General features: G+C 52.0%; 13 protein-coding genes. 8 read left to right on the top strand and 5 right to left on the bottom strand.

Annotation, left to right across the window (positions count from 1 at the left end):
• Positions 1-163 precede the first annotated feature (163 nt).
• Complete coding sequence (gene fadD, locus ACS0RQ_RS16450) at positions 164-1849, top strand: long-chain-fatty-acid--CoA ligase FadD (protein ID WP_271850985.1); 1686 nt, start codon at positions 164-166, stop codon at positions 1847-1849.
• 71 nt (positions 1850-1920) lie between these two features.
• Positions 1921-3048 carry a ribonuclease D gene (gene rnd, locus ACS0RQ_RS16445; protein WP_271850952.1) on the top strand — a complete coding sequence of 376 codons (1128 nt, stop codon included), beginning with the start codon at positions 1921-1923 and terminating at the stop codon, positions 3046-3048.
• A gap of 99 nt (positions 3049-3147) precedes the next feature.
• On the opposite strand, the gene minE is transcribed toward rnd, so the two are convergent.
• Genes minE through minC form a run of 3 tightly spaced genes read right to left on the bottom strand, consistent with a single transcriptional unit; the run spans position 3148 to position 4948 of the window.
• Positions 3148-3414: a cell division topological specificity factor MinE gene (gene minE, locus ACS0RQ_RS16440; protein ID WP_039079511.1), complete on the bottom strand. Its 267-nt coding sequence runs from the start codon at positions 3412-3414 to the stop codon at positions 3148-3150.
• Positions 3415-3417: 3 nt separating this feature from the next.
• Entirely contained in the window at positions 3418-4230 is an 813-nt protein-coding gene (minD, locus tag ACS0RQ_RS16435; protein WP_039079510.1) for a septum site-determining protein MinD, read from the bottom strand.
• Between the two features lie 22 nt (positions 4231-4252).
• Positions 4253-4948, bottom strand: coding sequence for a septum site-determining protein MinC (gene minC / locus ACS0RQ_RS16430; RefSeq protein ID WP_271850951.1), 696 nt, complete (start codon positions 4946-4948; stop codon positions 4253-4255).
• Between the two features lie 121 nt (positions 4949-5069).
• Here minC and ACS0RQ_RS16425 point away from each other — a divergent pair, with 121 nt between their 5' ends.
• From ACS0RQ_RS16425 to ACS0RQ_RS16410, 4 genes are all read left to right on the top strand, one after another.
• Positions 5070-5339, top strand: coding sequence for a YcgL domain-containing protein (locus ACS0RQ_RS16425; protein ID WP_039079508.1), 270 nt, complete (start codon positions 5070-5072; stop codon positions 5337-5339).
• Positions 5340-5491: 152 nt separating this feature from the next.
• The gene (locus ACS0RQ_RS16420) at positions 5492-6151 is read left to right on the top strand and encodes a fumarylacetoacetate hydrolase family protein (RefSeq protein ID WP_271850950.1); all 660 of its coding nucleotides are present in this window, start codon (positions 5492-5494) and stop codon (positions 6149-6151) included.
• Between the two features lie 91 nt (positions 6152-6242).
• Positions 6243-6689: a cysteine cluster protein YcgN gene (gene ycgN, locus ACS0RQ_RS16415; RefSeq protein ID WP_039079506.1), complete on the top strand. Its 447-nt coding sequence runs from the start codon at positions 6243-6245 to the stop codon at positions 6687-6689.
• A gap of 109 nt (positions 6690-6798) precedes the next feature.
• Entirely contained in the window at positions 6799-7188 is a 390-nt protein-coding gene (locus ACS0RQ_RS16410) for an Exc2 family lipoprotein (RefSeq protein WP_271850949.1), read from the top strand.
• Between the two features lie 104 nt (positions 7189-7292).
• Here the strand turns inward: ACS0RQ_RS16410 and dsbB are convergent, their stop codons facing one another.
• On the bottom strand, positions 7293-7823 hold the full coding sequence (gene dsbB / locus ACS0RQ_RS16405) for a disulfide bond formation protein DsbB (RefSeq protein ID WP_193795776.1): 531 nt from the start codon (positions 7821-7823) through the stop codon (positions 7293-7295).
• A 353-nt stretch (positions 7824-8176) separates the two neighbouring features.
• Between dsbB and fadR the strand changes: the two genes are divergently transcribed.
• Complete coding sequence (fadR, locus tag ACS0RQ_RS16400; RefSeq protein ID WP_071195219.1) at positions 8177-8896, top strand: fatty acid metabolism transcriptional regulator FadR; 720 nt, start codon at positions 8177-8179, stop codon at positions 8894-8896.
• A 38-nt stretch (positions 8897-8934) separates the two neighbouring features.
• On the opposite strand, the gene ACS0RQ_RS16395 is transcribed toward fadR, so the two are convergent.
• On the bottom strand, positions 8935-10467 hold the full coding sequence (locus tag ACS0RQ_RS16395) for a SpoVR family protein (RefSeq protein ID WP_039079502.1): 1533 nt from the start codon (positions 10465-10467) through the stop codon (positions 8935-8937).
• Positions 10468-10785: 318 nt separating this feature from the next.
• Here ACS0RQ_RS16395 and ACS0RQ_RS16390 point away from each other — a divergent pair, with 318 nt between their 5' ends.
• Positions 10786-12084 (top strand): D-amino acid dehydrogenase, encoded by a 1299-nt coding sequence (locus ACS0RQ_RS16390; RefSeq protein WP_193795777.1) that lies wholly within the window; start codon positions 10786-10788, stop codon positions 12082-12084.
• The last annotated feature ends 2 nt before the right edge of the window (positions 12085-12086 follow it).

The raw sequence follows: 12086 nt of genomic DNA, 5'->3' as shown, positions 1-12086 counted from the left end.
TTTCTTTATTTTGAAAAACCATAACAAAAATAATTAGTGATGCGCTTCGCAACCTTCAATTCGAACAATTAATAAACTGGTACGCTGAGTTAATATAATGTTAACGACTTGTTTATTAACAGGGGTTGTGATGACGAAAAATACACAGTTTAGAGGTGATGCATTGAAGAAGGTTTGGCTAAACCGTTATCCCGCCGATGTGCCTGCGGATATTAATCCCGATCGTTATCAATCCCTGGTTGAACTCTTTGAACACGCGACGGCGCGATATGCCGACCAACCTGCGTTCGTCAACATGGGGGAGGTTATGACCTTCCGTAAGCTGGAAGAGCGTAGCCGCGCTTTTGCCGCATACCTGCAACAGGGCTTAGGGTTGCAAAAGGGCGATCGTGTGGCACTGATGATGCCGAATCTTCTGCAATATCCGGTGGCGCTGTTCGGTATTCTGCGCGCGGGCATGATAGTCGTGAACGTCAACCCGCTGTACACGCCGCGCGAACTGGAACATCAGCTTAACGACAGCGGCGCATCCGCCATTGTGATCGTCTCTAACTTCGCCCACACGCTGGAAAAAGTGGTCGACAAGACGCAGGTTCGCCATGTGATCCTGACCCGCATGGGGGATCAGCTCTCTCCGGCGAAGGGCACGCTGGTTAACTTTGTCGTCAAATATGTGAAGCGCCTGGTGCCGAAATACCATCTTCCGGATGCCATCTCGTTTCGCCGTGCGCTGCAGGCGGGTTACCGTTTGCAGTATATCAAGCCGGAAGTCACGACCGACGACCTGGCGTTTCTGCAATATACCGGCGGGACGACGGGAGTAGCCAAAGGGGCGATGCTGACGCACCGCAATATGCTGGCCAACCTGGAACAGGTGAATGCAACCTACGGTCCGTTGCTGCATCGCGGTAAAGAGCTGGTGGTCACCGCGTTGCCGCTCTACCACATTTTCGCCCTGACCATGAACTGCCTGTTGTTTATCGAACTGGGCGGACAGAACCTGCTCATTACCAACCCGCGCGATATTCCGGGGCTGGTGAAAGAGCTGGCGAAATATCCTTTCACCGCCATGACCGGGGTAAACACCCTGTTTAATGCATTGCTCAACAACGACGATTTTCACAAACTCGATTTTTCCTCGCTGCACCTCTCTGCGGGAGGCGGTATGCCCGTACAGCAGGCCGTTGCCGAGCGCTGGGTGAAACTTACCGGCGAATACCTGCTGGAAGGCTACGGTCTGACAGAATGCTCGCCGTTGGTGAGCGTCAACCCGCATGATATTGACTACCACAGTGGCAGTATCGGCTTGCCGGTCCCGTCGACAGAAGTGAAGCTGGTGGACGATGCCGGCAATGAAGTTCCACCGGGTGAACCGGGTGAATTGTGCGTGAAAGGCCCGCAGGTCATGCTGGGTTACTGGCAGCGCCCGGCGGCGACCGATGAAATCATCAAAGATGGCTGGTTATACACCGGCGATATCGCGGTGATGGATGGCGAAGGCTTTATGCGTATTGTCGATCGCAAAAAAGACATGATCCTGGTCTCCGGCTTTAACGTCTATCCGAACGAAATTGAAGATGTCGTAATGCAGCATGAAGGCGTTAAGGAAGTGGCGGCCGTAGGCGTGCCTTCCGATGCCAGCGGCGAAGCGGTTAAAATTTTTGTAGTGAAAAAAGACGACTCGCTGAGCGAAGAAGCGCTTATCGCGTTTTGTCGCCGCCAGTTAACGGGTTACAAAGTGCCGAAACGGGTGGAGTTCCGCGCTGAGCTACCGAAATCCAACGTCGGTAAAATTTTACGACGAGAATTGCGTGACGAAGCGCGCGGCAAAGTAGACAATAAAGACTGAGCTATGCGTTAGTCGCCAGAACGCCGGTTAATCCGGCGTTTTTTGTGGGCGCAAACTAAAGAGAAGACGATTTGAATTACCAGATGATCACGACGAACGAGGCGTTGGCAGCGCTGTGTGAAGCTGCGGCTGGCACCGATGCTATTGCGCTTGATACTGAATTTGTCCGCACCCGTACCTATTATCCCCAGCTTGGTTTAATCCAGCTTTATGACGGGGAGAATGTGGCGTTAATCGACCCGTTAACCATCACTGACTGGGCACCGTTCCGCGATCTGATTACCAATACTCAGGTAACAAAATTCCTCCACGCCGGTAGTGAAGACCTCGAAGTCTTCCTCAACGCTTTCGGCGCCATGCCGCAGCCGATGATCGATACTCAAATTCTCGCGGCCTTCTCCGGGCGTGCGCTCTCCTGGGGCTTTGCGGCAATGGTGGAGCAGTACACCGGTGTGGCGCTGGATAAAAGCGAGTCGCGCACTGACTGGCTGGCGCGTCCGTTAACGACACGTCAGTGCGATTATGCGGCGGCCGATGTCTGGTATCTGCTGCCTATCGCGCGAAAATTGCTGGCTGAAACCGAAGAAGCAGGGTGGCTCAATGCTGCGCTGGACGAATGCCGCCTGATGATGCAACGTCGTGGCGAAATTCTGGCGCCAGAAGAGGCATGGCGTGACATCAGCAACGCCTGGCAGTTACGTACCCGCCAACTGGCATGCCTGCGTTTGCTGGCGGACTGGCGTCTGCGTAAAGCCCGCGAGCGTGACCTGGCGGTCAATTTCGTTGTTCGTGAAGAGAATCTGTGGGCCGTAGCGCGTTATATGCCGGGCAGCATGGGTGAGCTGGACAGCATTGGCCTTTCCGGTAGCGAAATTCGTTTTCACGGTAAAACGCTGCTGTCCCTGGTCGCACAGGCGCAGGCACTGCCGGAAGATGCGCTGCCGGAGCCGCTGTTGAACCTGGTGGATATGCCTGGCTATCGCAAAGCCTTTAAAGCTATCAAGGCACTGGTGCAGGACGTTAGCGAAAACAAAGGGCTGAGCGCAGAATTAATTGCTTCTCGTCGGCAAATTAATCAGTTACTTAACTGGCACTGGCAATTAAAACCGCAGACAAATTTACCGGAATTAATCAGTGGCTGGCGTGCGGAATTGATGGCTGAGCAGCTCAACGCATTATTAACGGAATATCCGCGTTAATCCCTGTATATAAAAACAGGGGTTAAGCGTTAATAAAAGAAAAAAGGCAGAGGGTTTCTGCCTTTTTTATTACTCCTGGCGCAGCGATCAACTGCCGGGTTATTTCGTCTCTTCTGGTTCTGGCAAGGTAACGTTGAGTTCCAGAATGGAAATATCGTCACCACGTTGTTCCAGTTGGACTGAAACCATTTCCGGATCGATTTGAACATATTTACAAATCACCTCCAGAATATCCCGCTTTAGCTGCGGTAAATAATGTGGTTCAGCGTCACTGCGACGGCGTTCCGCAACAATAATTTGCAGACGCTCTTTGGCGATGCTGGCGGTGTTCTTTTTTCTGGAGAGAAAAAAGTCGAGTAATGCCATAACTTATCCTCCGAACAGGCGTTTGAGGAAACCTTTCTTCTCTTCATCAATGAAGCGGAAAGGACGATCTTCTCCCAGTAGACGTTCAACGGTATCTGCGTACGCTTTGCCTGCATCGGCAGTGGTATCCAGAATAACCGGTTCCCCCTGGTTGGATGCGCGAAGGACTGACTGATCTTCGGGGATCACGCCAACCAGCTTAATGCGCAGGATCTCCAGCACGTCTTCCATGCTGAGCATATCACCTTTATTAACGCGCCCCGGGTTGTAGCGGGTCAACAACAGGTGTTCTTTAATCGGTTCCTGGCCGTTTTCGGCGCGGCGCGACTTGGACGCCAGGATGCCGAGGATACGGTCAGAGTCACGGACGGAAGAGACTTCCGGGTTAGTGGTGATGATTGCTTCATCCGCGAAATAGAGGGCCATCAGCGCGCCGGTTTCAATCCCCGCCGGTGAGTCGCAAATAACAAAGTCGAACTCCATTTTCTGCAGCTCATCAAGCACCTTCTCTACGCCTTCACGCGTTAGCGCGTCTTTGTCGCGCGTCTGCGAAGCCGGGAGAATATAAAGATTTTCCGTACGTTTATCTTTAATCAGCGCCTGATTCAGCGTCGCATCGCCCTGAATGACGTTCACGAAGTCGTACACGACGCGACGTTCACAGCCCATGATGAGGTCGAGGTTACGCAGGCCGATATCGAAATCAATAACGACGGTTTTCTTTCCCTTCTGGGCCAAACCGGTTGCGATGGCCGCGCTGGAGGTGGTCTTACCCACGCCCCCTTTACCCGAAGTAACAACAATAATGCGTGCCATAGGAGTTCCTTGTTAAAAGGGCTTAATCTAACGGTTGAATAGTCAAAGCGTTATTCGCTAAACGTAAGCGTGCCGCTTTGCCATAAAAATCGGCCGGGATTCGATCGCTCAGCCAGTATTCCCCTGCGATGGAAACCAGCTCCGCCGTGAGGTGAGTACAAAATATTTGCGCATCCTTGTCGCCGCTTGCGCCAGCCAGCGCGCGGCCACGCATCATGCCATAAACATGGATATTGCCGTCGGCAATCAACTCTGCGCCTGCGCTGACGTGACTGGTGACAATCAGATCACAGTTTGGCGCATAAACACGCTGCCCGGAACGAACAGGAAGATCAATCAAGCGTGTTTTTGTGACCGGAGTAACAATGGGGGCCTCGGGGACAGGAACAGCAACCTGACGTTGCGGCTTTTCTTTGCCTTCGGTCAGAAGCGGCAACCCGGCACGTTCGATGTCGGCTTTCAGCTCGCTGTCTTTACAGCCGCTGATACCGACAACCCGTAACCCCGTCGCCAGAATAGTCTGTTGAATCGGCGACCAGTTGACCGGGCCCACAAGGTCAGAAACATTAATAACAACAGGAGCATGTTTTAAAAAAGCGGGAGCCTGAGCGATTTTGTCTTCTAACGCCTGGCGAATAACCTCGGGTTTTGCATCATGCAAGTGAACCACAGATAAGGTAAAACTACTGCCTTTTAGCTCGATGGGCGTGTTTGACATCCTGACCTTACTCATTTTGCTATTATCACTCATGAGTGAGCGATATTCCGAAGACTATCAAGCATGTTATAGTCACTATTATATTCAGGCAAGTAACCACCCCTTAATTCAGAGCAAAAGTATGTTTTGTGTGATCTACCGAAGTTCCCGACGTGAACAGACTTATCTGTATGTCGAAAAAAAAGACGATTTTTCACGCGTGCCGGAAGAATTAATGAAAAGCTTTGGCCAGCCTCAGTTAGCCATGTTATTGCCCCTCGACGGACGTAAAAAACTGGCCAGTGCAGATCTGGAAAAAGTAAAAGAGGCATTACGTACGCAGGGATATTATTTACAGATTCCACCGCCGCCAGAAAATTTGCTGAAACAACATTTAGACAGCGAAAGATAGCCATCCCCGCCAGTCAAAGTGGCGGATCGATTCCGCCATTTGCTTTCCTCCTGTATACGCATTGAATGACAAAGTTTGCTATTTGACAAACCGCCATGTGGCGCGGATAGTCATTTTTCGCACTTGTTCAATGTGTTACTTAGGGGAAAGACATGTACCAACATCATAACTGGCAGGGCGCACTCCTGGATTACCCGGTGAGTAAAGTCGTGTGCGTTGGCAGTAACTATGCGAAACATATTAAAGAAATGGGCAGCGCCACGCCGGAAGAGCCGGTGCTGTTTATTAAACCGGAAACTGCACTGTGCGATATTCGCCAGCCGCTGGCGCTGCCACAGGATTTCGGTTCCGTGCATCACGAAGTTGAACTGGCCGTGCTCATTGGGGCAACGCTGCGTCAGGCGACCGAAGAGCATGTACGAAAAGCTATTGCCGGTTATGGTGTGGCGCTGGATCTCACGCTTCGTGATCTGCAGGCCAAAATGAAAAAGGCGGGTCAGCCGTGGGAAAAAGCGAAAGGCTTTGATAATTCCTGCCCGATCTCCGGTTTTATTCCGGCGGCAGAGTTTACCAGCGATCCGCAGAACACGACACTTGGGCTCAGCATCAATGGTGAAGTCCGCCAGCAGGGGACCACTGCCGATATGATCCATAAAATTGTGCCGCTGATTGCTTACATGAGCCGCTTCTTCACGCTCAAAGCCGGGGATGTCATTCTGACCGGTACGCCGGAAGGTGTTGGCCCGCTGCACGGCGGGGACGAACTGGAAGTGGGCTTCAACGGCCTCTCGTTGAAGACCCGCGTATTATAAGTCGATTTGCCGCCTGAACGGCGGCAAAACTTGCATCCCCATGCCAGACTGGTTATAAGGTGCTCCCTGGTTTTAAATGGCGAACTGATTTATGAGCGACACACCTTTCTGGCAAAGCAAAACTCTTGAACAAATGACGGACGCGGAGTGGGAATCGCTGTGTGACGGCTGCGGTCAGTGCTGCCTGCATAAGCTAATGGATGAAGATTCCGACGAGATCTATTTCACCAACGTGGCCTGCCGCCAGTTGAACATCAAAACCTGCCAGTGTCGTAACTACGAGCGTCGCTTTGAGTATGAGCCGGACTGCATCAAGCTGACGCGCGATAATTTACCCACCTTTGAATGGTTGCCGCCCACTTGTGCCTATCGTCTGCTGGCCGAAGGGAAGGCGCTGCCGGTGTGGCATCCGCTGCGTACCGGTTCGAAGGAGATGATGCACAAGCAGCGCATCACGGTTCGTCATATTGCGGTAAAAGAGTCCGAAGTCCGCGACTGGCAGGATCATATCCTCAACAAGCCAGATTGGGCGCAATAATCTCTTTTGTTATACCGCGACCTGCCTGAGATGATTAAAAAGTGATTTAAAACAAGACCCTAAAATGTTTGTATGTCTTAAATAAGCTAAAACATCAATGGGGTCTGTCATGAATAAATTCATTGTGCTGGTAGCGGCAGGTGTTCTGCTCGCAGGATGTACGGCGTCTAAACCCTCTCCACAACGGCACGCTATCGCCTTTACGGAAAATCACAGCTCAACGGACGGTGGCGTCCGGTTCTCGGCAAGTGGTACATATCGCAACATCATTCCCGCCTTTGAAGAAGCGTACGATAAAGGAAAATTGGACCGCATTGTGGGTCATGATGTGCATTACGCCATTAAGTATGCCGGGGTACTCAGAGAGCAGGCCAGCCGTCATCTCACCGAAACATATGACAGGTCTGGCGATAGGGTACAGGCGGATTCGAAAGATGCCGACTCGATAGGCAATGAATTATCGGCAACATATCTGGATGGCTATAATGGGGTGTATTAGACCAGTCTTATCAAGAGTGTATCGTGCCGCTCGGTGAAGTAACACCTACGGGAAGCGTATGCCATTTCGCGGCAATAAAAAAACGCTCCCGAAGGAGCGTTCTGTTAACGACCGAAGAGGTCGCGTTTTTTCGGTTTGAAGGGCTGGGCGATGAGCACCAGCGCCGCCACAACAAAGTAAGCGACAAAGATACCTAACAGCCATTGCGGCATTTCCAGCGACAGGAACTGCCACTGTTTTTCAGCACAATCGCCCGAAGCAACAAAGACCTGCGGAAGCCACTTATCCAGTGGCAGCCACGAAGGGAAACGCGCAGCAAAGTCGCAGGTCATAAAAGGAGAAGGGTGAAGCTGGATCATGGTGTGTTCATACGCCAGTTGGATACCGCGCCAGGCGCTGTACAACCAAATTAAGATGGCGACGTAGCGCAGCGGCGTCTTCGGCGCAATCGCACCGACAATACCCGCACCCATCACACCAAAAAGGGCAGAACGCTCATAAATACACAGGACACAGGGTTTCAGCAGCATGACGTGCTGGAACCACAACGCCACTAATTCAAGTGCCAGTGCGGTGAACGCCATTAATAGCCAGGCGCCGCGCCCGCGAGAGCACTTGTTTAAATATCGCAACATAATCATTTCCCTGGGACATGCGTAGACACAGCAGTGTAAACGAAATCACCTGGCAAGCCACTATTGCATAAGAAAATAATACGTAATCGGATGTTTATCATGCGAAAAGTCAAATCTTGCTGTCAGTAATGTAAGCAAAGCGCTAACAGGAAAAGCATTTATGATAAATGTGATAAATGACTTTCAGTAAAGAGGGAATAGTCGTGAATAAAATGGGGAGTAAACCGTACATCGGGTGAATCTTTCAAATTGGATCGGCGATCCCCTTTTTCTTCATTTCGCCTGCTATCTGCCCCCGAAGTGGTCTGGTATGATGAGTGATCTTTGCTTAGTTGTATAATGGAAATCTCACTATGGTTATAAAGGCGCAGAGCCCGGCGGGTTTCGCGGAAGAATACATCATTGAAAGTATCTGGAATAACCGTTTCCCTCCGGGGTCGATACTTCCAGCAGAGCGCGAACTCTCCGAACTGATTGGCGTCACTCGTACTACATTGCGTGAAGTGTTACAGCGTCTGGCCCGCGATGGCTGGCTCACTATTCAGCACGGTAAGCCCACAAAAGTAAACAACTTTTGGGAAACGTCCGGGCTCAATATTCTGGAAACACTGGCGCGTCTGGACCATGAGAGCGTTCCACAACTCATCGATAACCTTCTGTCGGTGCGTACCAATATCGCGACCATCTTCATCCGTACCGCATTCCGCCAGCATCCAGAAGACGCGTTAGCCGTGCTGGCCAGCGCGCGCGAAGTGGAAGATCACGGTGATGCGTTTGCTGAACTGGATTACAACATTTTCCGCGGACTGGCTTTTGCCTCCGGCAACCCGATTTACGGCCTGATCCTCAACGGTATGAAAGGGTTGTATACCCGCATTGGTCGCCATTACTTCGCAAGCCCGGAAGCACGCAGCCTGGCGCTCGGTTTTTATCACCGTCTGGCAGAAATCTGTGAGCAAGGTCTGCATGACCAGGTGTACGAAACCGTGCGTCGTTATGGGCATGACAGTGGTGAGATCTGGCAGCGGATGCATAAAACACTGCCTGGGGATTTGTCCATCAACGGGCGATAAGCAAAGCGAAGCCCCTCCGGCGGAGGGGCTTTTTGCTATCAGAGGGTATTGCTGCGGGCAGGGCAGCGGTCCAGCAGTTCTACACTGCCATCTTCGTTTTGCTGTTCCAGCAGTACATCAAACCCCCACAGCCGATGCACATGTTTGAGCACTTCCCGGCGGCCTTTGTCCAGCGGGGCGCGATTGTGCGGAATATAACGCAGCGTCAGAGAACGATCGCCGCGCAAATCCACATTCCACACCTGGATATTGGGCTCCAGGTTGCTCAGGTTATACTGGGATGACAATTTCGAGCGGATCTCACGATAGCCCTCTTCGTTATGAATCGCGGCAATTTCCAGATAATTATTGCGATCGTCATCCAGCACGGTAAAGAAGCGGAAATCACGCATGATTTTTGGCGACATAAACTGGCTGATAAAGCTTTCATCTTTAAAATCGCGCATGGCGAAGTGCAGTGTTTCCAGCCAGTCGGAACCGGCAATGTCCGGGAACCAGTATTTGTCTTCCTCCGTCGGTGACTGACAAATCCGTTTAATATCCTGGAACATCGCAAACCCAAGGGCATACGGGTTAATGCCGCTATACCACGGGCTGTTGTAAGGCGGCTGGAACACCACGTTAGTGTGGCTGTGCAGGAATTCCAGCATAAAGCGGTCTGTCACTTTCCCTTCGTCGTACAGATGATTGAGAATGGTGTAGTGCCAGAAAGTGGCCCAGCCTTCGTTCATCACCTGGGTCTGCTTCTGCGGATAAAAATACTGGCTGACTTTACGCACGATGCGCAAAATCTCACGCTGCCATGGCTCCAGCAGCGGGGCGTTTTTCTCCATAAAATAGAGCAGGTTTTCCTGCGGCTCAGAAGGGTAGCGGCGCGCTTCGACAACGGCTTTCTCTTCTTCACGTTTTGGCAGGGTGCGCCATAGCGTGTTGACCTGACTTTGCAGGTACTCCTCACGGCTTTTCTGGCGGGCTTTCTCCTCCTGCAGGGAGATCTTTTGCGGACGTTTATAACGGTCAACGCCGTAATTCATCAGCGCGTGGCAGGAATCGAGCAGTTTTTCCACCTCTTCCACACCGTAGCGCTCTTCACAATCGGTGATGTAGTTACGGGCGAAAATCAGGTAATCGACAATCGAGCTGGCATCCGTCCAGCTACGGAACAAATAGTTATTCTTAAAGAAAGAGTTATGCCCATAGCAGGCATGCGCCATGACCAACGCTTGCATGGTGATGGTGTTCTCTTCCATCAGATAGGCGATACAGGGATTGGAGTTAATGACAATCTCGTAGGCCAGACCTTGCTGTCCATGCTTGTAAAGTCGCTCGGTTTCAATAAATTTTTTACCGAATGACCAGTGGGGGTAGTTAATGGGCATCCCGACACTTGAGTAGGCGTCCATCATCTGTTCGGAGGTGATGACTTCGATTTGGTGCGGGTAGGTATCCAGGCGGTAAAGTTTCGCCACCCGGTCGATCTCTGCGAGATACACATCCAGTAGATCGAAGGTCCAGTCAGGTCCATCACTGAGACGTATGGTGTCCTTATTCATGGAATCAATCGTAGCCATTAGCGCGCCCTCGTTGTTAGCAACTCTCTCTGTATGGAGAGTCTCATTTCAAGCATAGAACACACAATAAAAACTGTACGTGACGTCGCTTTTTTTCTTCGCGATAACACCTTGCAAGAGAGGGGTAAAAAGCTTCCTGGGCAGAATTTTATTCTGCGGCGAAATGTCGCGCAGCAGGAGATTCTGAATATCCTGACGCCTTTATTTACGGAAAGGTGTGAGGGGTGTCACCATAAAAAAGCCATATGTTGAATAACATTTTCATCTGAGTTATCAATTTGTAATCAGATGATTGTGCTTTACACATGGGAGCAGGTTATGCGAGTCGTTGTACTGGGAAGTGGCGTGGTGGGGGTTACCAGTGCCTGGTATCTGAGTCAGGCGGGACATGAGGTGACGGTCATTGACAGGGAATCTGGCCCGGCGCTGGAGACCAGTGCGGCGAACGCAGGGCAAATCTCGCCTGGCTACGCAGCGCCCTGGGCGGCACCAGGCGTACCGTTGAAAGCGATTAAATGGATGTTCCAGCGCCATGCGCCGCTGGCAATTAGTCTCGATGGCACCTCCACTCAACTCAAATGGATGTGGCAGATGCTGCGTAACTGCGACACCCGCCATTATATGGAAAACAAAGGCCGCATGGTGCGGCTTGCAGAGTACAGCCGCGACTGTTTAAAGCTGTTGCGTGAAACCACCCAAATTCAGTACGAAGGGCGTCAGGGCGGGACGCTACAACTGTTCCGTACCCCAGAGCAGTACGAAAACGCCACCCGGGATATTGCCGTACTGGAAGACGCCGGGGTGCCTTATCAACTGCTGGAGTCGGCCCGGCTGGCAGAAGTGGAACCGGCACTGGCGCAGGTTGCGCACAAGCTCAGTGGTGGTCTGCGTTTGCCAAACGATGAAACCGGTGACTGTCAGCTCTTTACTCAGCAACTGGCGCAGATGGCGGCGCAGGCGGGCGTCACATTCCGCTTCAACACCCCGGTCGACAGGCTCCTGTACGAGGGCGAGCAAATCTACGGCGTCAAATGTGGCGATGAAGTGGTGAAAGCCGATGCTTACGTCATGGCGTTTGGTTCCTATTCCACGGCGATGCTAAAAGGAATTGTCGATATCCCGGTCTACCCCCTGAAAGGTTATTCGCTGACTATACCCATTGCGGAGGAGGCGGGCGCGCCGGTTTCGACTATCCTCGATGAAACCTACAAGATTGCGATTACCCGTTTTGATAACCGTATTCGTGTCGGTGGAATGGCGGAGATCGTCGGCTTTAATACCGAGCTCCTTAAACCACGCCGCGCCACGCTGGAGATGGTGGTCAAAGATCTCTTTCCTCGCGGCGGACATGTGGAGCAGGCAACCTTCTGGACCGGGCTGCGTCCGATGACGCCAGACGGTACGCCGGTAGTGGGGCGTGCTCCGTTTAAAAACTTATGGCTGAATACCGGGCATGGCACGCTGGGCTGGACGATGGCCTGTGGCTCAGGGCAACTGTTGAGCGATCTGATTTCCGGCCGCACTCCAGCCATTCCCTTTGAGGATTTGAGTGTGGCGCGCTACCAGCCGGGTTTTACCCCATCGCGGCCGCAACATTTGCACGGTGTTCACAACTAAAC

Origin of the sequence: Phytobacter diazotrophicus (assembly GCF_052061655.1) — a bacterium.
GTDB lineage: Bacteria > Pseudomonadota > Gammaproteobacteria > Enterobacterales > Enterobacteriaceae > Phytobacter > Phytobacter diazotrophicus.
Note: the sequence above shows the minus strand (reverse complement) of the source record. Positions and strands in the feature narration are given on the sequence as shown.